The 20211-nt window shown below is 70.7% G+C and carries 18 protein-coding genes; 10 read left to right on the top strand and 8 right to left on the bottom strand.

What is annotated here, in order from left to right; translation table 11 throughout:
- Positions 1-33: 33 nt before the first annotated feature.
- From BLW84_RS15665 to BLW84_RS15675, 3 genes are all read left to right on the top strand, one after another.
- On the top strand, positions 34-1401 hold the full coding sequence (locus BLW84_RS15665) for a cystathionine beta-synthase (protein ID WP_093266010.1): 1368 nt from the start codon (positions 34-36) through the stop codon (positions 1399-1401).
- 102 nt (positions 1402-1503) lie between these two features.
- The gene (locus BLW84_RS15670; RefSeq protein ID WP_093266012.1) at positions 1504-2562 is read left to right on the top strand and encodes a DUF4064 domain-containing protein; all 1059 of its coding nucleotides are present in this window, start codon (positions 1504-1506) and stop codon (positions 2560-2562) included.
- 103 nt (positions 2563-2665) lie between these two features.
- A complete protein-coding gene (locus BLW84_RS15675; protein ID WP_093266013.1) occupies positions 2666-3805 on the top strand; it encodes a cystathionine gamma-synthase in 1140 nt (379 codons plus the stop codon).
- A 52-nt stretch (positions 3806-3857) separates the two neighbouring features.
- Here the strand turns inward: BLW84_RS15675 and BLW84_RS15680 are convergent, their stop codons facing one another.
- Complete coding sequence (locus BLW84_RS15680; protein ID WP_093266015.1) at positions 3858-4109, bottom strand: hypothetical protein; 252 nt, start codon at positions 4107-4109, stop codon at positions 3858-3860.
- 224 nt (positions 4110-4333) lie between these two features.
- Here BLW84_RS15680 and ilvA point away from each other — a divergent pair, with 224 nt between their 5' ends.
- Positions 4334-5545: a threonine ammonia-lyase gene (ilvA, locus tag BLW84_RS15685; RefSeq protein WP_093266016.1), complete on the top strand. Its 1212-nt coding sequence runs from the start codon at positions 4334-4336 to the stop codon at positions 5543-5545.
- A gap of 147 nt (positions 5546-5692) precedes the next feature.
- Here the strand turns inward: ilvA and hppD are convergent, their stop codons facing one another.
- Positions 5693-6838 carry a 4-hydroxyphenylpyruvate dioxygenase gene (hppD, locus tag BLW84_RS15690; RefSeq protein WP_093266081.1) on the bottom strand — a complete coding sequence of 382 codons (1146 nt, stop codon included), beginning with the start codon at positions 6836-6838 and terminating at the stop codon, positions 5693-5695.
- A gap of 216 nt (positions 6839-7054) precedes the next feature.
- Here hppD and BLW84_RS15695 point away from each other — a divergent pair, with 216 nt between their 5' ends.
- Positions 7055-7555: an Lrp/AsnC family transcriptional regulator gene (locus tag BLW84_RS15695; RefSeq protein ID WP_093266018.1), complete on the top strand. Its 501-nt coding sequence runs from the start codon at positions 7055-7057 to the stop codon at positions 7553-7555.
- Positions 7556-7847: 292 nt separating this feature from the next.
- Here the strand turns inward: BLW84_RS15695 and greA are convergent, their stop codons facing one another.
- Positions 7848-8336: a transcription elongation factor GreA gene (gene greA, locus BLW84_RS15700; protein WP_177226490.1), complete on the bottom strand. Its 489-nt coding sequence runs from the start codon at positions 8334-8336 to the stop codon at positions 7848-7850.
- Positions 8337-8530: 194 nt separating this feature from the next.
- Entirely contained in the window at positions 8531-9076 is a 546-nt protein-coding gene (locus tag BLW84_RS15705) for a DUF4307 domain-containing protein (RefSeq protein WP_093266021.1), read from the bottom strand.
- A 91-nt stretch (positions 9077-9167) separates the two neighbouring features.
- Here BLW84_RS15705 and mca point away from each other — a divergent pair, with 91 nt between their 5' ends.
- Both mca and BLW84_RS15715 read left to right on the top strand, forming a co-directional pair.
- On the top strand, positions 9168-10049 hold the full coding sequence (mca, locus tag BLW84_RS15710; protein WP_093266022.1) for a mycothiol conjugate amidase Mca: 882 nt from the start codon (positions 9168-9170) through the stop codon (positions 10047-10049).
- The gene (locus tag BLW84_RS15715) at positions 10046-10360 is read left to right on the top strand and encodes a hypothetical protein (protein WP_093266082.1); all 315 of its coding nucleotides are present in this window, start codon (positions 10046-10048) and stop codon (positions 10358-10360) included. The genes mca and BLW84_RS15715 overlap by 4 nt, the downstream gene beginning before the upstream one ends.
- Before the next feature lie 63 nt (positions 10361-10423).
- On the opposite strand, the gene eccCb is transcribed toward BLW84_RS15715, so the two are convergent.
- Together eccCb and xylB are read right to left on the bottom strand one after the other, a co-directional pair.
- Positions 10424-12982 carry a type VII secretion protein EccCb gene (gene eccCb, locus BLW84_RS15720; protein WP_177226491.1) on the bottom strand — a complete coding sequence of 853 codons (2559 nt, stop codon included), beginning with the start codon at positions 12980-12982 and terminating at the stop codon, positions 10424-10426.
- 307 nt (positions 12983-13289) lie between these two features.
- Complete coding sequence (gene xylB / locus BLW84_RS15725; RefSeq protein WP_093266025.1) at positions 13290-14675, bottom strand: xylulokinase; 1386 nt, start codon at positions 14673-14675, stop codon at positions 13290-13292.
- 421 nt (positions 14676-15096) lie between these two features.
- Between xylB and BLW84_RS15730 the strand changes: the two genes are divergently transcribed.
- Positions 15097-17109: a thioredoxin domain-containing protein gene (locus BLW84_RS15730; RefSeq protein ID WP_093266027.1), complete on the top strand. Its 2013-nt coding sequence runs from the start codon at positions 15097-15099 to the stop codon at positions 17107-17109.
- Positions 17110-17336: 227 nt separating this feature from the next.
- Positions 17337-17930 carry a hypothetical protein gene (locus BLW84_RS15735; protein WP_093266029.1) on the top strand — a complete coding sequence of 198 codons (594 nt, stop codon included), beginning with the start codon at positions 17337-17339 and terminating at the stop codon, positions 17928-17930.
- 61 nt (positions 17931-17991) lie between these two features.
- On the opposite strand, the gene trhA is transcribed toward BLW84_RS15735, so the two are convergent.
- The gene (gene trhA, locus BLW84_RS15740) at positions 17992-18669 is read right to left on the bottom strand and encodes a PAQR family membrane homeostasis protein TrhA (protein ID WP_342743150.1); all 678 of its coding nucleotides are present in this window, start codon (positions 18667-18669) and stop codon (positions 17992-17994) included.
- A gap of 176 nt (positions 18670-18845) precedes the next feature.
- Between trhA and BLW84_RS15745 the strand changes: the two genes are divergently transcribed.
- Positions 18846-19622: an isoprenyl transferase gene (locus tag BLW84_RS15745; protein ID WP_093266030.1), complete on the top strand. Its 777-nt coding sequence runs from the start codon at positions 18846-18848 to the stop codon at positions 19620-19622.
- 64 nt (positions 19623-19686) lie between these two features.
- Here the strand turns inward: BLW84_RS15745 and BLW84_RS15750 are convergent, their stop codons facing one another.
- Positions 19687-19932: a hypothetical protein gene (locus tag BLW84_RS15750; protein WP_093266032.1), complete on the bottom strand. Its 246-nt coding sequence runs from the start codon at positions 19930-19932 to the stop codon at positions 19687-19689.
- Between the last annotated feature and the right edge of the window lie 279 nt (positions 19933-20211).

The following is a 20211-nucleotide window of genomic DNA, read 5'->3' on the forward strand; positions in this document are numbered from 1 at the left end:
CGAGCAGCAGTTACGAAGGATCGAGGACCGGACGTGGACTACGTCGAGCACGTCACCGAACTGGTGGGCAACACACCCCTGGTGCGGCTTAACGCGGTGGCCACCGGGCAAACCCCGGTGCTGGCCAAGGTCGAGTACCTGAACCCCGGCGGCAGCGTGAAGGACCGCATCGCGCTGCGCATGATCGAGGCCGCCGAGGCATCCGGCGAGCTGCGCCCCGGTGGCACCATCGTGGAGCCCACCTCCGGCAACACCGGCGTGGGCCTGGCGATGGTCGCCCAGCGCAGGGGCTACCGCTGCGTGTTCGTCTGCCCGGACAAGGTCAGCGAGGACAAGCGAAACGTCCTCAAGGCCTACGGCGCGGAGGTCGTGGTGTGCCCGACGGCGGTGCCGCCGGAGCACCCGGACTCCTACTACAACGTCTCCGACCGCCTGGTCCGGGAGATCGACGGCGCCTGGAAGCCGAACCAGTACGCCAACCCGGCCAACCCGGAGTCGCACGTGCACTCCACCGGCCCGGAGATCTGGGAGCAGACCGACGGTAAGGTGACGCACTTCGTGGCGGGCATCGGCACCGGCGGCACCATCTCCGGCACCGGGTCGTACCTGAAGAAGGTCTCCGACGGCCGCGTGCAGGTCATCGGCGCCGACCCGGAGGGTTCGGTCTACTCCGGCGGCAACGGGCGGCCTTACCTGGTCGAAGGCGTCGGCGAGGACTTCTGGCCCACCACCTACGACCGGGACGTCTGCGACCAGATCATCGCGGTCTCCGACGCCGACTCGTTCGAGATGACCCGCCGCCTGGCCCGCGAGGAGGCGCTGCTGGTCGGCGGCTCCTGCGGGATGGCGGTCGCGGCGGCGCTGAAGCTCGCCGAGACGACCGACCCGGACGACGTGATCGTCGTGCTGCTGCCCGACGGCGGCCGCGGCTACCTGACCAAGGTCTTCAACGACTCGTGGATGGCGTCCTACGGCTTCCTCTCGCCGGACCACGGCGGCGGGTCGGTCGGCGACGTGCTGCGCCGCAAGGACGGCACCATCCCGGACCTGGTGCACGTGCACCCGAGTGAAACCGTGGCCGACGCCGTCGCGATCCTCCGCGAGTTCGGCGTCTCGCAGATGCCCGTGGTCAGCGCGGAGCCGCCGATCATGGCCGCCGAGGTCGTCGGCGCGGTCAACGAGCGGGACCTGCTCGACGCGCTGTTCGCCGGCCGCGCGAACCTCGCGGACCGGGTGGAACTGCACATGTCGCCGCCGCTGCCGACGATCGGCGCGGGCGAGGAGATCAGCGCGGCGATGTCCGCGCTGGCCGGTGCCGACGGGGCCATGGTGTTGATCGACGGCAAGCCCGCGGGCGTGGTGACCCGGCAGGATGTGCTTGGATTCATCGCTGGCCGATGACGACTTGTTACGGAACGACACTACGCTGCAGGTCGATCAGCTAGCGTGTGTGATCGCATGCCCCAGACTTCGCATTACGCCCCAAGGGAGTAGGACACCCCGATGAGCTCTCCGCAGCCGCCGGACGGCGGTCAGCAGGGTTCGGACCCCATCTCGAACCGGATGGACCCGCAGGACCCCAACCAGGCCGGCAGCGACGCGACGCAGGTCGTGAGGCCTGTCCAGCCGCAGGGCCAGCAGCTGCCGTCCGACTCGACCCAGGTCGTGCCGCCGTCGATGCAGCCGCCGCAGCCGATGTACCAGCAGCCCGGCCTGGCCGGCCAGGGCGCCGGCGCCGAGGCGACCGCGATGGTGCCGCCGTCGATGCAGCCGCCGCAGCCGATGTACCAGCAGCCGGGCACCCAGAGCCAGCCGGGCGGCTTCCCGTCACAGCCGCAGGGCACGCCCAGCGGCGGTTTCCCGGCCCCGCAGGCCCAGGGCGGCTTCGGCGCCCCGCCGCCGCAGGCCGGCTACGGCCAGCCCGCGGGCCAGGGCCAGGGCAGCAAGGGCCTCGCCCTGACCGCCGGTTGGGTCGCGACGGTCATCGGTGGCCTCGGCCTGATCTTCAACCTGATCGGCGTGATCACCCTTAGTGCGACGTACTCGTACCTGGAGACCCAGACTGCCGAGCTGGAGCAGTACAAGGAATACGGCATCGAGATGCCGGAGATCAACCTCCCGCCGTACGGCCTGATGATCACCCTGTACATCGGGTTCCTGATCGCCAGCCTCGTGCTGCTGGCCGGCGGGATCATGGTCATCCTCAAGAAGAACGTCGGCCCGATCCTGGTCGTCGCCGCTTCGGGTCTGTACGCCATCTGCCAGCTGGTGACCCTCTTCACCGGCTTCGTCACCGGCATCTCCATCGCCGGCACCATCGTGGCCATCCTGATCGCAGCCGCTATCGGTGTGCTGGCGTTCCTGCCGGGCACCCGGCAGTACATCGCCGCCGCCGGTTCCGGTGCGCCGGCTCCGGCCGCCGTCGGTGGCTACGGCCAGCCCGGTCAGCAGGGTGGCTTCGGCCAGCCGGGCCAGCCGCAGCAGTTCGGCCAGCCGGGCCAGCAGCCCGGTGGTTTCCCGCCCGCCGGCGGGCAGCAGCCGCCGCAGCCCCCGCAGTGGTGACGCGTTGATCCACGGAAGCGGCCCCCGACCTGCCCGGTCGGGGGCCGCTTCACATCGCGGGCCGGAGTCGGCGGATCGGCCGCCAGGTCGTACGCTGCTCCACATGAGTGACGGCTTCGCCACCCGCGCCATTCACGCGGGCCAGGAGGCAGACCCGACGACCGGTTCGGTGATCGTGCCGATCCACGCCACGTCGACCTACGCGCAGGACGGCGTGGGCGGCATGCGCGGCGGCTACGAGTACTCCCGCACCGGCAATCCGACCCGCACCGCGCTGGAGGAATGTCTGGCCGCGCTGGAGGGTGGCCGGCACGGGCGCGCGTTCGCCTCGGGCATGGCGGCCACCGACGCGGTGCTGCGCGCCACCCTGAAGCCGGGTGACCACCTGGTCATCCCGGACGACGCCTACGGCGGCACGTTCCGCCTGGTGGACAAGGTGCTCACCGCCTGGGGCGTCGAGTACACGCCCGCCCCGGTGTCCGATGTGGACGCGGTGCGGGCGGCGATCCGGCCGAACACCAAGGTGATCTGGGTCGAGACGCCCACCAACCCGCTGCTCAACATCGGCGACATCGCCGCCCTGGCGCAGGTCTCCCGCGACGCCGGCACGAAGCTGGTCGTGGACAACACCTTCGCCTCGCCGTACCTGCAGCAGCCGCTGGAGCTCGGCGCGAACGTCGTGGTGCACTCGACCACCAAGTACCTGGGCGGGCACTCCGACGTGGTCGGCGGCGCGGTGATCACCTCCGACGACGAGCTCGCCGAGCAGGTCGCGTTCCTGCAGAACGGGGCGGGCGCGGTGCCCGGGCCGTTCGACGTGTTCCTGACGCTGCGCGGCATCAAGACCCTCGCGGTGCGGATGGAGCGGCACAGCGCCAACGCCGAGCGCATCGTCGCCGCGCTGACCGGCCACCCGAAGGTCGCGAAGGTGCTCTACCCGGGCCTGCCGGAGCACCCCGGCCACGAGGTGGCGGCGAAGCAGATGCGCCACTTCGGCGGGATGATCTCCTTCCTGCACGCCGACGGCGAGGAGGCGGCGTTGGAGGTCTGCTCGCGCACCCGGCTGTTCACCCTGGCCGAGTCGCTGGGCGGGGTGGAGTCGCTGATCGAGCACCCGGGCCGGATGACGCACGCGAGCACGGCCGGCTCGATGCTGCAGGTCCCGTCCGACCTGGTGCGGCTGTCGGTCGGCATCGAAGAGGCGGACGACCTGGTCGAGGACCTCCTCTCGGCCCTCGGCTGACGACGGATACCCGGGGAGGGCGCGATTCCACGTGGGATCGCGCCCTCCCCGGTCAGCGTTCCAGGGCCGGATCGCCGCTGCCGAGCGGGCGGGTGTCGGCCGGTTGGCGGGGGTTGACCGGGAGGTCGTCCGGTTTCAGGCAGCCGCCGATCAGCTCCACCGCGCCGTCGCGAGATCGGTAGGAGCCCGGTTCGTCGCAGCCGGATTGGAACACCGCGAACACCGCCACGCCGGACAGGGCCGCGGCCGTGACGAATCCGGTGACCAGCGGGATCGCGCCACTCGTAGGCATCAGCCGCGCCATGCTTCCTCCCGTGTGCAGCCCCGGCACCGACGTCGGGCAGCGGACCGCGCTACACCTGGCCGGTGTACGCCGATGATCGCTGATCGTTCGAATCCCCGCCGCGACAGCTCGCCCCCACCAGCCTTCGTCGCGGTGCCGTCCGGTTGCGGGTGACCGGCCGCTCCTCCGAGGGTACCGAAGGTGTAACCCGGGTCGCCCGCGTTTTGCGGTGGCACGATTGGCCCATGCGGCTGGTCGATCTGGACCGAATCCGCGGCGCCGGCGAGCAGCTCGCCGGGATCGCGCGGTGCACGCCGCTGGAGCACTCCCGGGTGCTCGGCGAGCACTGCGGCGGTGAAGTCTTCCTGAAGTGCGAAAACCTCCAGCGCACCGGCTCGTTCAAGCTCCGCGGCGCCTACGTGCGGCTGCTGGCGTTGGACGAGGTGCGCCGGGCCGCCGGGGTCGTCGCGGCGAGCGCCGGGAACCACGCGCAGGGCGTTGCGCTCGCGGCATCGTTGCTCGGCATCCACGCCACGGTGTTCATGCCGGTGCGCGTGCCGCTGCCGAAGCTCGCGGCCACCAAGTCCTACGGCGCCGACGTCCGGCTGCACGGCGCGGTGCTGGAGGAGACGCTCGCCGCGGCGCAGGAGCACGCGCGGCAGACCGGGGCGGAGTTCATCCACCCCTACGACCATCCCGACATCGTCGCCGGTCAGGGCACCGTCGGGCTGGAGATCCTGGCACAGTTGCCGGAGGTCCGCAGCATCGTGGTGCCCACCGGGGGCGGCGGGCTGGTCGCGGGCATCGCCGCGGCGGTGAAGGCGGAGCACCCGCACGTCAGGGTGCTGGCGGTGCAGGCCGAGCAGGCCGCGGCGTGGCCGGTTTCGCTGGCGGCGGGCAAGCCGGTGCGGCTGGCCGAAACCCAGACGATGGCCGACGGGATCGCGGTCGGCGAGCCCGGCCCGGTGACGTTCGCGCACGTGGCGGAGCTGGTCGATGGGGTTTTGACGGTCAGCGAGGAGGCCCTGTCGAGGGCCCTGCTGCTGTGCCTGGAGCGGGCGAAGCTGGTGGCCGAGCCCGCCGGTGTCGCCTCGGTCGCGGCGCTGCTGGAGCACCCCGAGCAGGTCCGGTCGCCGACCGTGGCGGTGCTTTCCGGCGGCAACATCGACCCACTGCTGCTGCTCCAGCTGATCCAGCACGGCATGGGCTCGGCGGGCCGCTACCTGTCGCTGCGGGTGCGGCTGCCGGATCGGCCCGGCTCGCTGGCGGGCCTGCTGGCGAAGCTGGGCGAGCTGTCGGCGAACGTGCTGGACATCGAGCACTCCCGGATCTCCGGCGCCCTCGCGCTGGGCGAGGTGGACGTGGAGATATCCCTGGAAACCCGCGGCCCCGAGCACTGCCACTACGTGGTCGAGGAGCTCGGGGCCGCAGGCTTCACCGTCGTCGCCGAAGGCTGACGCCGGGCCACGGGTGCGGTGGGTCGCCCGGGTCGGCCTTCGGCGACGTTCCGGCAGGCCCGCCGGCCGCGAGTCCTTTGGGGCGCTATCGCGGCCCAAAGGACTCACGGCTTCGTGGCCAGCGGAAACATCGAGCCGCGGAACGGATCAGAGGTTGCCGCGGCGTTCCTGTTCGCGTTCGATCGCCTCGAAGAGCGCCTTGAAGTTGCCCTTCCCGAAGCCCAGCGAACCGTGCCGCTCGATCAGCTCGTAGAACACCGTCGGCCGGTCGCCGATCGGCTTCGTGAAGATCTGCAGCAGGTAGCCGTCCTCGTCGCGGTCGACCAGGATGCCATGCTCCTTCAGCGTCTCGATCGGCACCCGCACCTCGCCGATCCGCGCCCGCAGCTCTGGGTCGTCGTAGTAGGCGTCCGGGGTCTTCAGGAACTCCACTCCGGCAGCCCGCATCGCGGTGACGGTCTTGATGATGTCGCCGGTGGCCAGCGCGATGTGCTGGCAGCCGGAGCCCCGGTAGAACTCCAGGTACTCGTCGATCTGCGACTTGCGCTTGCCGACGGCCGGTTCGTTGAGCGGGAACTTGACCCGGTGGTTGCCGTTGGCCACCACCTTGCTCATCAGCGCCGAGTAGTCGGTGGCGATGTCGTCGCCGACGAACTCGGCCATGTTCACGAAGCCCATGACCCGGTTGTAGAACTCGACCCAGCTGTCCATCTGGCCGAGCTCGACGTTGCCGACGCAGTGGTCCACGGCCTGGAACAGCCGCTTGGGCGCGTCGGCGGGCTTGACGTAGCTGCCCTGTTGCGCAACGTACCCGGGCAGGTAGGGGCCGGTGTAGCGGCTGCGGTCGAGCAGCGTGTGCCGCGTCTCGCCGTAGGTGGCGATGGCCGCCGTCCGGATCGTGCCGTGCTCGTCGGACACGTCGTGCGGCTCTTCGAGCACCGTGGCGCCCTGGGCGCGGGCGTGCTCCACGCACCTGTCGACGTCGAGCACCTCCATCGGCAGGTCCACCACGCCGTCGCCGTGCCGGCGGTGGTGGTCGGCGAGGGGGCTGTCCGGGTCCACCGCGCCCTTCAGCACGAACCGGGCCGACCCGGACTTCAGCACGTAGGCCTTGTGGTCGCGGTTGCCGTGCTCGGGACCGGAGTAGGCGATCAGCTCCATGCCGAACGCGACCTGGTAGAACAGCGCGCTCTGGGTGGCGTTCCCGACGACGAACACCACTGCGTCGAGCGCCTTGACCGGGAACGGGTCCTTCGAGTCGTCGTGTTCGACGAGCCCGACGAGGCGCTTCATCTGGTCGAACGTGACGTCGTCGAGCTGCTCGGTCTGGCTGCCGTGGTTGACGGTGCCGGTCACGATGTCCTCCCGTTGTTCGCCGAAGCGGTGACGAGGCTCAGCGTGCGCTGGGCAGGTCATCGTGAGCAACACTCGTTGATTTCGCTGCGCAACCTGTTCAGTATTCAAGCCGAACCGCTGGCTGGATTGGTCAACCTGAACAAGGGGTGTGACATGGCTCCCAATGCCGAGGGCCTGGACGCGTTGGACGCGAGGCTGCTGCTGTTGCTGTCCGACGAACCCCGCCTCGGAGTGCTGGAGTGCTCGCGGCGGCTCGGCGTGGCGCGCGGCACCGTGCAGGCGCGGATGGATCGGCTGGTGCAGCGCGGCGTCCTGCTGGGCTTCCCGCCGGAGCTCGACCTGGCGGCGATGGGCTATGGCCTGACGGCCTTCGCGGTGCTGGAGATCGCCCAGGGGCACCGGGGCCTGGTGGCGGATCAGCTGGGGGCGATCGACGAGGTGTGCGAGGTGCACGCGACGACGGGGCAGGGGGACCTGTTCGTGCGGATGGTCGCGCGCTCGAACGCCGATCTGCAGCGGGTCATCGACGAGATCGTCGGGGTGCCCGGGGTGCGGCGCACCTCGACCTCGATCGCCCTGTCCACGCCGGTCGCGCCGCGCGTCCGCCCGCTGCTGGAGCGGCTGGCCGCCGAGGGCGACCGGCCGGAGCCCTGACCTTCGGCGGGCGAAAGACCGCGGGCGCCCCTGGCTCGGGGACGCCCGCGGTCTCAGTGTCAGTCCTTGAACACGTTCTTTCGTTGAAGCGGCGTCAGCCGCTTGGCCCACCCTTGCAACTTGCGCCGCCGCGGGTTCTCAGACTGGGCCCGGCCTTCGGGGCTACTGGGCGAGGCCAGTCCCCGATGCCGCGTATTGGTCATACGCAAGTCGGGGATCCCGGAGTCCAGGCGGAGTCTGAGGTTCCGCTACCCGCACCGCCACGCAAGCCGACCCGAGCAGACTCTTGGGCTCAGCCGGCGAAGGGCTCGGCCTTGACCAGCGTCACCGACATGGTGCCGCCGTTGGGGAGCTCGTACTCCCGGGTCTCGCCCTCCTTGGCGTCCAGCAGCGCGCGGCCCAGCGGCGAGTTCGGGGAGTAGACCTCCAGCTCGCCGTGCGCGCCCTCCTCGCGGGTGGCCAGCAGGAACATCTCGGTCTCGTCCTCGCCGTCGTAGCGGACCGTCAGCACCGAGCCGGGCCGGGCGATGCCGGATTCGGTGGGCACGTCGCCGACCTTGGCGGTGCGCAGCAGTTCCTGCAGCTGGCGGATGCGGGCCTCGATCTGCCCCTGCTCCTCGCGGGCCGCGTGGTAGCCGCCGTTCTCCCGCAGGTCGCCTTCCTCGCGGGCCTCGTTGATCTTCGCGGCGATCGCCGGGCGGTTGGCCACGAGCTCGTCCAGCTCTCCCTTGAGCCGGTCGTAAGCATCCTGGGTCAGCCAGGTCACCTGGGTCTCGCTCACGGTCACCACTCCTCGTCGACTGCGGCCCGCGTTTTCCCACGGGCGAATTGCATTTCCGCGCATTTGATTTCTCGGCCTTTGGCCAAGTAACGGAAAAACACGGCCCGCGCGGGACCGTGCTGAAGTCGACAATAGCACGAAGCACCACACCCCGGGCCGGGATTTTCCCAGCACCCGGCGTGGTACGCCGGTGTTCACCCAGTTGGCCGTAGGTGGGTGGACAAATATTCAGGAACGTTGTAAGTGCAGCCGTACACCTCCCCGATGTTCGCTCGGGCGGAGGTACGCAGCACAGTCTCCTGCCTGGTGGTGCCGTCCGCAGGTTGGATCAGAACTTCTTTGCGACCGACTTCCTCGCCGGATTTGGCTCGGGCGCGCACGACGCAGTCGGCGGGCCGCTGCGGCTCGTCGCGCTGGACCTCGAGCACGATCGTCACGGACTGGTCGTCGAGCACCTCGAAGGCGATCTGCTTCCCCTGGATCGGGGCGCTGCCGAGGTTGCGGTAGCCGACGATCGCCACGCCCACCAGTGCGACCAGCACGACCGAGATCAGCACCCAGCGGAGGGCCGGGCGCGGGCGCGTGCGGGCACGCGATCCGTACCGGTCCTGCGGGATCTGCTGGTTCGTCACCGGGGTGGACGGCCTTTCGCCTTCGGGCTTCGCCGCCGCCCGCGGACGGGTGTTGCGGGGGCTGGCGCCGAGCAAGTCGGACCCACCGGGAACAATGGGACCCGACATCCACGTTAAGTATCCCTAGGGTGTCCCGCGGCCTGTCAGCGGGGCCGTGTTCATGAGAGATGCTTGCAAAGCAAGAGGGGATTACCCGGCGATGGCGGACAAGCTGCGGCTGATGACGGTGCACGCGCACCCGGATGACGAGTCCAGCAAGGGTGCCGCGACGACCGCGCGTTACGTGGCCGACGGGCACGAAGTGATGGTTGTCACCTGCACCGGCGGCGAGGCGGGCAGCATCCTCAACCCGGCCATGGACCGGCCGGAGGTCGTCGAGAACCTGACGGAGGTCCGCCGCGCGGAGATGGCCGAGGCGGCCAAGATCCTCGGGGTGCAGCACCGGTGGCTGGGCTTCGTCGACTCCGGGCTCCCGGAGGGCGACCCGCTGCCCGCGCTGCCGGAGGGCGTCTTCGCCACCGTGCCGATGGAGGTCTCGACCCGCGAGCTGGTCGAGGTGATGCGGGAGTTCCGCCCGCACGTCGTGATCACCTACGACGAGAACGGCGGCTACCCGCACCCGGACCACATCCGGTGCCACGAGATCTCGGTGGCGGCGTTCGACGCGGCCGGTGACCCCGACCTGTACCAAGACGCGGGCGAGCCGTGGCAGCCGCTGAAGCTGTACTACTCGCACGGCTTCTCCCGCAAGCGCATGCAGCTGTTCCACGAGGCGCTGCTGGCCAGGGACATGGAGTCCCCGTACGGCGAGTGGCTGGCCAAGTGGGACTCGACCCGCCCCGACCCGGACGAGCGGGTCACCACGCGGGTCGAGTGCGGGCAGTACTTCGAGCAGCGCGACGACGCGTTGCGCGCCCACGCGACCCAGATCGACCCGACCAGCCGCTGGTTCGCGGTCCCGCTCGACATCCAGCGCGAGCTGTGGCCGACCGAGGACTACGAACTGGTGCGCTCGCTGGTCGACACCACGTTGCCGGAGGACGACCTGTTCTCCGGCGTGCAGGAGAAGGTGTGCGCATGAGTGCCACGGAAGCGGTCACCTACGTGCTCGCGCAGACGCCCGTCCCCGTGACGCCGGACCCGGGCGGCCAGGGCGAGGACTTCGGCAAGTCCTCCCCGGTGGGCCTGGTGCTGCTGGTGGTGTTCGCCATCGCGGTGGTGTTCCTGATCCGCTCGATGACCAAGCACCTGAAGAAGGTGCCGGTGGTCTTCGACGAGCAGAAGGCAGCGGCGGCGGCCCCGGCGAGGGTGAAGCGAGCCGAAGCGGAGCCGGCGGAGGAACCCGAAGCCGAGCAGGGCGAGGCGAAGCCGGGCAAGGGCGAAGCCTCCTAGCGAGGCGAAAAGCGAGCGGGGCCATCCGGAGTGCCGGATGGCCCCGACTGCGTTTCGGGGACGTCAGGTTTCCAGCGGGTGCGGGATCCAGGCCACGCGGAGGCTGGTGTCGGCTCCGATCCTCCGGTCCAGGCGTGCCTCGCCTGCGTCGCGCGGGCGCTCGCCGAGGCTGCCCCACGTGACCCCGGGCGCGTCCTTCAGGATCAACCGGTACGCGTCGTGGCCGAGCCTTGAGGCGATTTGGTTCCGGTCTCGTTCGAAGTCCGCGTTGTAGGCGAGGACCACGTGGAGGCCGATCTGCTCGGCGTGCGGCAGCAACTCGTCCAGACCGCACAGCATGTTCAAGCCCTCCTCGTGGCGGACCAGGTCGAAGTCGTCCACCACGAGGAACGCCTTCGGCCCGACCCACGACTTGGTATTGCCGTCCGCATCTGGAAGTCGTTTGCGCAGCGCTGCGGTGAAGTCCTTCAGGTCGCTCCTCGCCTGGCTCGCCGCTCGGGCGTAGGACAGGGTGTGGCTGTCGGGGAGGAGGGCGTGGTGGTGCTCGCGCCGGTAGTCGACCACCAGCGCCATGGCTTCCTTCGCCGGATACGCCGCGATTCCCCGCAGCACGTTGCGGATCACGGTGCTCTTGCCGGATTCGCGCCCACCCGCGATCAGCACGTGGCGGTGGCGGTCTCCGTTCAACGTCAGGATGACAGGGTTGCCGTGGCCGTCGATGCCGATGGGGATGGCGTCCGGCTCGGCCTCGGGGAGCTCGTCGTAGCCGACGAACTCCGGTGGGCGGCGCAGTTGGGCAGGTCGGTCGCCGGGCCAGGACTTGCTGATGTGCTGGACTAGCTCGCGGGTCTTCGCGTCGAGGTCCTCCGGAAGGGGCTCGTCGGCGTAGGCCGGTAGCTCGTCGCCCAGCACCGGGACGTTGATCGCGCATCGGAGTCCATTGTGGAGTCCGCTGCCGGGCTTGTCCGGCAGGACGGAGTCGGCGTGCTCGGGGGAGATCAGCGAGTCCCGCGGATCCGCCAGCCGCAGCTCGATGCGGCCGCCCGCGAGGTCGCGCAGCTCGCGGGGCAGGTCGTCCCAGCGATTGGCGGTGACGACCACGTGGATGGCGTAGGACAGGCCGCGCCGGGCGAGGCGCAAGACCCGATCGGCGAGGCCGGGGTGCTGGTGCACCTCGGGCCAGCCGTCGACGACGAGGAAGTGGTCGGTCGCGACCTCGTCGAGCGGCTCTTCGCGGCGTCGGCGGAACTCGTCGACCGAGTCGATGCCGTGCTGTGCGAAGGACTTCTCCCGCTCGGCGAGCAGCGTTTCGAGTTCCTCGACGGCAAGCGCCACGAAGTCCGAGTCGTGGCTGGCGGTCACCACCCTGGTGTGCGGCAGGTCGCGCAGTGCGGCCAGCCCGCCGCCGCCGAAGTCCAGGCAGCGGAAGCGGACCTCGGCCGGGGTGTGGGTGAGCGCCAAGGTCAGCAGGGTCGTTCGCACGGCGGTCGACTTCCCGCTGCGCGGGCGGCCGACGATCGCGAGGTTGCCATCCGAGCCGGCGAAGTCCAGCAGCAGCGGCTCGTGCCGGTGGTGGAAGGGGTTGTCGAGCACGCCGACCGGAACGCTCAGCGAAGTTTCCGGCTTGGCGTTGAAGCCCCGGTCCTCGGTGACCTTCAGCGGCAGGTCGATTCCGGCCGGGGGTTCGCCCGGCGGTGGCAGGATGAGCTGCCGGGCGGGTGGGCCCTGGCCCCGGATCCGCTCGGCGAAGATCTGGGGAATCGTCTGGAAGTAGTCGCTCTGGGGCGTCCCGTGCGGCAGGTCGGTGTAGGCGGCGCGGAAGCGGAGCGGCTCCTGGTGCGGACGAGCCAGGTGTCCGTGGCCCGGGGAATCGGGCAGTTCGCGAGCGCGGCCGATGAGCTTGACCGCGTCCGCTTCGCTGGTCCGCAGCACGATGCGGGTCGCGGTTGCGCCCGCGAGCTCCGGGAGCTGCTCCGTCGCGGTCGCGGTGTACACCAGCTTGATCCCCGAGTGCCGGTGGCGGATCAGCTGCTCGATGGCGGCGGCGAACCCGGGCCGGTCGCGGAGAACGCCCGGCAGGTCGTCGATCGCGACCAGCAGCATCGGCATCGGCTCGGCATCGGCCTCCGGCTGGAGGCGTTGGTAATCAGCGAAGTTCTTGACCTCCCACCGATTGAACTGCTCGACCTGCCAGGCGAGCAGGCCGGTCAGCGCCTCGTCGAACCGCCGGCCGGTGAGGTCGTTCGAGCGCATCGGTTCGGCGAGCGCAGTGTGCGGGATCGGGTAGAGCGAGCGCCAGACCTGGTCGTCGTGCTCGCGGCTGATGCAGGCGAAGTTGACCGCGGCCGAGGAGTGCGTAGCGGCCATCCCGTACAGGATCGTGCGCAACAGCTCGGACTTCCCGGACCCCGCAGAACCGAAAATGCCAACGGCGCTGCCGGTTTCTTTGAAGTCGAGGTGCACCGGCCTGCCGTGGTCGTCAACGCCGATGGCGATCCGGTACCGCTCCTCGGAGCCGCGAGGCTGCCAGGCCTGGTCGAGCTTGGCCTGGGCCGGATCGCCGAATCCGACGAGGTCGAACAGGTTGATCGGCTCCTCCGGCTTCGCCTGGGTGCGAAGCACCTGCGTGGCTTCGGCGTTCGGAGCCGGCGGCGCGACCGGTCGCGGAGCGGGCGGCGGAGGCGGCATGGGAGGCCGACCGGCGGGAGGGCCGGGCGGCATGCCGGGGTGCGGCGGCGGCGCCATGGGGCGGTGGGGCTGCTGGAACGGCGGATGCCCTGGCTGCAAAGGAAACTCCCCCTGATCGATCACCTGCGCAAAGGCACCGTATCCGACTGGGCGGCCGTCGTCGGCCGGACGAGCGGCTTCGCCAACGTCGTGAGCGTTCATTCCGGTAAGAACCGGAATGAACGCTCACGAGCATTCCCGGTCAGGTGCGGTGGACCTGGGTGAAGGCGTCGGTGTGCTGGTCTCGGATGCGGGCTCCCGCTGCCGGGTCGGTGACGTCCAGTTCCGTTGCTCCTGGTAGCTGCCACTCGGGCGGATCCGGCGTTCCCGCCAGCGCCCATGCCGCCTGGCGGGCCGCGCCGCGGGCCACGTACTCCGCCGGTGCGGGCACCGTCACCGGCACGCCGAAGATCAGCGGTGCCACCACCTGAACCGCCCGCGACTGGGCCGCGCCGCCGATGAGCAGCACCCTGCCCACCTCGATGTCCTCCGCGCGCAGCGCGTCGACGCCGGCCGCGAGCCCGCACAGCATTCCCTCCACCGCGGCGCGCGCGAGGTTCTCCGGCGTCATGTTGTCGCGCCGGAGCCCGGTGAGGGTTCCGGCGGCGTCCGGCAGGAGCGGCGTGCGCTCGCCGTCCAGGTACGGCAGCAGCGCCAAGCCGCCCGCACCGGGCTCGGCCCGGCGCGCCAGCTCGTCGAACTCGGCCATCCCGACACCGAGCATCGCCGCCGTCGCGGTCAGCACCCGGGCCGCGTTGAGGGTGCACACCAGCGGCAGGAAACCGCCCGTCGCGTCGGCGAATCCGGCGATCTGGCCGCTCGGGTCCGCGCTCGGCCGTTCCGCCCGGGCGAACACCGTGCCGCTCGTGCCGAGCGACACCACGACGTCGCCGGGCCGGACGTCCAGGCCCAGCGCGGCGCCCATGTTGTCGCCCGTTCCGGCCGACACGAGCTTGCCGTCCGGGGTGTGCCCGGCTGCTTCCGCCGGGCCGAGGACCCGCGGCGTTCGTGGCTTCCGGCCGCCGAACGCGGTGGCCAGCACGTCTTCCCGGTACCGGCCTTCGCGCGGCGACCAGTAGCCGGTGCCGGACGCGTCGCCGCGGTCGGTGACGAACTCGCCGGTCAGCCGCCAGGTCAGCCAGTCGTGCGGCAGCAGCACGTCGGTCACCCGGTCGGCCAAATCAGGTTCGTGCTCGGCCAGCCACCGCAGCTTGCTGGCGGTGAAGCTGGCGACCAGCACCGAGCCGATCGCCTCCGCGCACGCCTGCGGCCCGCCGAGCTCCTCGGTCAGGTCGATGGCGGCCTGCGCGGAGCGGTTGTCGTTCCACAGCAGAGCGGGCCGCACCGGCACGCCATGCTCGTCCAGCGCCACCATGCCGTGCTGCTGGGCGGCGATGCCGATGGCCGCGACGTCGTCGAGGAGGCCGTCGGAAGCCGTGGTCAGCGCCTGCCGCCAGTCTTCCGGGTCGGCGACCGTGCCGTCCGGGTGCGGCGCGCGGCCCTCCCGCAGCACGGTTCCGGTGTCGGCGTCGCAGACCACGACCTTGGTGGACTGGGTGGAGGAGTCGATTCCGGCGACCAGGTTCATCGCGCCGCTCCAAAATTGTCCACAGTGGAGTTCCTTGCTCGCATCGTTTCCTTTGATGGTTGTGCCGTCACGGCGGGGGCATCGACACGACCCGCACCCCGGTGCCGGAGGCGCGGATGTCGCGGTAGGCGAAGGTCTAGCAGTGCAGGCAGGACGTGCTGCGGCACGTCATCGAGCCCGGCGCACGTTGCTCATCACTACTCCTGGGCGACAGGGCCCACCGCGGTCTCGTCGCGCGTTCGCGCTGCGCCGAGGCGCATGGTCTTCATCCGCCGCTCCTCAAGATCCGCGAGTGGCCGCAAGTACTAGCAGGGATGCGGTCGGTTGTAACACGTTTTGTGAGAAATCGGTGCATGTGGCCGGGGTGACCGGAGGGGTGGGGTTGGGTGCGTCCGGTTCGGCGAAGTGGGAGGCTGGGCGCATGGCGAACCGGCTTGCGAACGCGACCAGCCCCTACTTGCTCCAGCACGCCGACAACCCGGTCGACTGGTGGCCCTGGTCGCCCGAGGCGTTCGCCGAGGCGCGGCGGCGGGACGTGCCGGTGCTGCTGTCCGTCGGTTACGCCGCGTGCCACTGGTGCCACGTGATGGCGCACGAGTCGTTCGAGGACCCGGAGATCGCGCGGGTGATGAACGATCACTTCGTGAACATCAAGGTGGACCGCGAGGAACGGCCGGACATCGACGCGGTCTACATGGAGGCCACCCAGGCGATGACCGGGCAGGGCGGCTGGCCGATGACCTGCTTCCTCACCCCGGAAGGCGAACCCTTCCACTGCGGCACCTACTACCCGACGGCGCCCATGGGCGGCATGCCGTCGTTCGGGCAGCTCTTGCACGCCGTTACGCAGGCCTGGGAGGGCCGCGGCGAAGAGGTCCGGAAGGCCGCGGCCCGAGTGGTGGAGCAGCTGGCCGGGCAGCGCGCCCCGTTGCCGGAGTCCATTTTGGACGAGGAGGTGCTGGCCGGTTCGGTCTCGCGGCTGCAAGCGGAATTCGACGCGGCCCACGGCGGATTCGGCGGCGCGCCGAAGTTCCCGCCGTCGATGGTCCTGGAGTTCCTGCTGCGCCACCACGAACGGGTCGGCGAGAACGCCGCGCTGGAACTCGCCGAAGCGACCTGCGCGGCGATGGCCCGCGGCGGCATCTACGACCAGCTGGCGGGCGGCTTCGCCCGCTACAGCGTCGACGCCGCGTGGGTGGTGCCGCACTTCGAGAAGATGCTGTACGACAACGCCTTGCTGCTCCGCGTGTACGCGCACCTCGCCAGGATCGGCAGCCCGCTCGGCGAACGGGTGGCTCGCGAGACGGCCGAGTTCCTGCTGCACGACCTGCGAACGCCGGAAGGCGGCTTCGCGGCATCGCTGGACGCCGACACGGAAGGCGTCGAAGGGCTCACCTACGTGTGGACGCCGGACCAGCTGCGCGAGGTGCTCGGGCCGGTGGACGGGGACTGGGCGGCGGAGCTGTTCGAGGTGACCGAGCCGGGAACCTTCGAGAACGGCGCGTCAACACTGCAGCTCAAGCGCGACCCGGACGACCACGCCCGCTGGCGCCGGGTGCGCGACAGCCTCCGCGAAGCCCGCGACCGGCGCCCGCAGCCGGGCAAGGACGACAAGGTCGTCACGGCCTGGAACGGCATGGCGATCACGGCGCTCGCCGAGGCCGCGGCGGTGCTCGACGAGCCGAGCTGGGTCGAGGCGGCGGCGCAGGCGGCGGACCTGCTGCTGGAGCGGCACCTCGTCGACGGCCGGGTGCGGCGCACGTCCCGCGACGGAGTGACCGGAACGGCCGCCGGGGTGCTGGAGGACTACGGCTGCTTCGCCGACGGACTACTCGCGCTGCACCAGGCGACCGCCGAGCCGCGATGGCTCGAAGCGGCGTGCGAACTGCTGGACACGGCCCTGCAGCAGTTCGCCGACGCCGACCACCCTGGCATGTTCCACGACACGGCGGCCGACGCCGAATCCCTCGTCCGGCGCCCCTCCGACCCCACCGACAACGCCAGCCCCTCCGGGGCCTCGGCGATCGCCTCGGCGCTGCTCGCCGCTGCCGCGCTCGCCGGCCCGGACGCCGCCGGGCGCTACCGCGCAGCGGCGGAGCAGGCGCTCGGCCGCGCGGGGCTCCTCGCGCAGCGCGCTCCCCGCTTCGCGGGTCACTGGCTCAGCGTCGCCGAGGCCCGCGCCCACGGCCCGCTGCAGGTCGCGGTGGTCGGCGAAGCCGACGACGCCGACCGCGCGGCGCTGATCGCCGCGGCGCGGCGGCACGCCCCAGGCGGAGCCGTGGCGCTGGCGGGGGAGCCGGAGGCGACCCGGGTGCCGCTGCTGGCGGAGCGGCCGCTGGTCGGCGGAGCCGCGGCGGCGTACGTGTGCCGGGGCTACGTGTGCGACCGCCCGGTGACGACGACCGAAGACCTCGTCGAATCCCTCACCCGCTGAGCCCACGGCAGACAGAACGCGAACGGCCCGTTCACCTCGACAGACGAGGTGAACGGGCCGTTCGTTCTCTTGCGGGCCGGGAGTGAACGGCCCGTTCGCTCCGATAGACGAGACGAACGGGCCGTTCGCCTGCCCGCGGAAGGGTGCCCCGGTTTCGCCGCGAGCCGAACGGCAGCCCTACTCACCTGCGATGTAATCGTGTAATCCTGTAATCGGAGGTGGGAGTCATGCATTCGAGATTCGGACGAACGGCTCGCGGCCGAGGCCGGGGCGGGCCGCCGTGGGCGGGCGGTGGCCGGCGCAGCGAGCCGCCGACCGCCGCCGACGCCACGGCCTGGTTCACCGGGCGGCTGCCCGAGGGTTGGTTCGCCGGCGGCCCGGTGGTCACCGTCGACCGCGAGGAGATCCTGGTGGTCGGCGAACTGCCGCCGGTGGACGGCGAGTTCGCAGACGACGCCGAGCGCGCCGCCGCGGAGAGCGGGCGGATCGCCCGGTTCCGCGAGGAGACCCGCGAAGAGCGGATCGAGATCGCCCGCCAGGCGGAGCACCGCTACGGGCGCAAGGTCGCCTGGGGCGCTCGGCTCGGCGGCACCGAGGAACTGTTCACCACGCTGTCCGTGCCGGTGATGACGAGGCTGCACCAGTCAGAGCGCATGGTGCTGGACACGCTGGTGGACGCCGGGGTCGCCCGGTCCCGGTCCGAGGCGCTGGCCTGGGCGGTGCGGCTGGTCGGCAAGCACACCGAGGACTGGCTGGGCGAACTGCGCGAGGCCCTGTCCAAGGTCGACGAGCTGCGCAACCGCGGCCCCGAGGGCGGCTGAACATGCGAAAGGGCCCGTGGGCGGGAATCCGCTCACGGGCCCTGGCCTGGTGGAACGCGCGTCAGGCGTAGAGCGCGAGCCAGATCGCGATGTGGTGGCAGATCGCCGCCAGCGACACCGCCGAGTGGAAGAACTCGTGGTAGCCGAAGGTCTTCGGCCACGGGTCGGGCCACCGGGTCGCGTAGAAGATCGCGCCCGCCGTGTACATCAGCCCGCCGGCGATCAGCAGCACCAGCGCCGCCACCCCGGCGTGCTGCAGCAGGTCGGGGAACACGAACACGGCGACCCAGCCGAGCGCGATGTAGACCGGCACGCCGACCCAGCGCGGCGCGTTGGGCCAGGCGAGCTTCAAGATCACGCCGCCCAGCGCGCCGCCCCAGACGACGGCGAGCACCACCGCGCCCGTCGTGGGCTGCATGGCCACCATCGCGAACGGGGTGTACGTGCCCGCGATGAACAGGAAGATCATCGAGTGGTCGAGCCGCCGCATCCAGGTGCGCGCGCCGATCGTCTTCCAGGTCTTGCGGTGGTAGAGGGCGCTGACGCCGAACAGCCCCAGCACGGTCGCGACGTAGATGGAGGTGCCCACCGCGGCGGCGGCCGACACGGTCGAAGCGGCGAGGGCGATCAGCGTGGCACCGGAGGCGACGGACACCACCAGCGACCAGAAGTGGATCCAGCCGCGCATCCGCGGCTTGACGAATGCCGTCGGGCGGCGAGCGGTGAGGGCGCTAGTCACACCTCGAGGTTACGGGACCGTAGGTTCGGTGCGGAGAGCTCGCACCTGTCCCGCTATCGGACGTGTTCAACGGCACTCGAAGGCGGGGTACCGCGCATCCCTTCCGTGATCTGCGCGGCACGCTGAGCTGAGGTGGGGGGCCACTGCCCGCCGGCATCCGCGTAGGCTCATCGGGCGTGGCGCTCAAGGTTCGGTTGAAAGAACTCATCTACGACGTCTACGAGCGGCGGCTGCGCCGCAAGCTCGACGGGGTGGAACACCCCAGGCACGTCGGCGTCATCCTGGACGGCAATCGCAGATGGGCCAAGGAAGCCGGCTTGGACGCCGCCCACGGACACCGCGCCGGCGCCCGCAAGATCACCGAACTGCTCGGCTGGTGCGACGAGGCCGATGTCGAGGTCGTCACGCTGTGGCTGCTGTCCACCGACAACCTCAACCGCACGTCCGAAGAGCTGAACGCGCTGATGGAGATCATCGCCGGGGTGGTGGACGAGCTCACCGACCCGGCCACCCCGTGGCGGGTGCGGATCGTCGGCGCCCTCGACGTGCTGCCCACCGAGACCGCCGCCCGACTGTCCGCGGCCGCCCTGCGGACCAAGGGCCGCACGGGCATGCAGGTCAACGTGGCGGTCGGCTATGGCGGGCGCCGGGAGATCGCCGACGCGGTGCGCAAGCTGCTGCAGCAGCACGCCGAAGCGGGCACCACGATCGAAGAGCTCGCCGAGGTGCTCACCGTCGACCACATCGCCGAGCACCTCTACACCTCCGGGCAGCCCGACCCCGACCTGCTGATCCGCACCTCGGGGGAGCAGCGGCTGTCCGGCTTCATGCTGTGGCAGTCCGCGCACTCCGAGTTCTGGTTCACGGAGGCGTACTGGCCCGCCTTCCGCCGCGTCGACTTCACCCGCGCGCTCCGCGACTACGCGGTCCGGCACCGCCGCTTCGGCGGCTGATCCCGGGACGTCGGGAGGGCCAGGTCCCGCAGGACCTGGCCCTCCCGACGCGATTCGCCCTGGGTCAGTGGCCCTTGGGGTGATCGATGATCGGGGCGTTGACGCAGTTGTTGATCTGCGGCGACGCGATCGGCACGACGGCGCCGAGGACCGCGACGTTGTTGCCGCAGGCCTGGATCGGCAGGACGCTGACGTTGTTGTCGTTGCCGATGTTGATGCCGTCGTTGTCGGCGCTGTCGGCGTTGGCGACGGGGGCGAGGGCCAGCAGGCCGGCGGCGGCACCGGCGATGATCGCAGCCTTCTTCAGCACTTGGGTTCACTCTCCTTTGATTACCGCGGTATTCGGAGTTCACACCGGAAACTTCGGAAAGCCCGCGAGGTGGCCATCGAGTCTGGCGCGTTCCGGCAGGAAAGCTAACCCGGCGCGGGCCGGATTCCCAAACTCCGTAACACTATTGTGTGAACGCGAATCCTGTTTCCGCTCGTCGCGGCCGGTAATTGCGGAGGCGAGCGGACTCCTGGCCCGTTTTTCGGCACGCAAAAAGGAGCGCCGGGGCAGGCCCGGCGCCCTTTTCGTCACCTAATTCCG

Source organism: Saccharopolyspora shandongensis, assembly GCF_900106995.1.
GTDB lineage: Bacteria > Actinomycetota > Actinomycetes > Mycobacteriales > Pseudonocardiaceae > Saccharopolyspora > Saccharopolyspora shandongensis.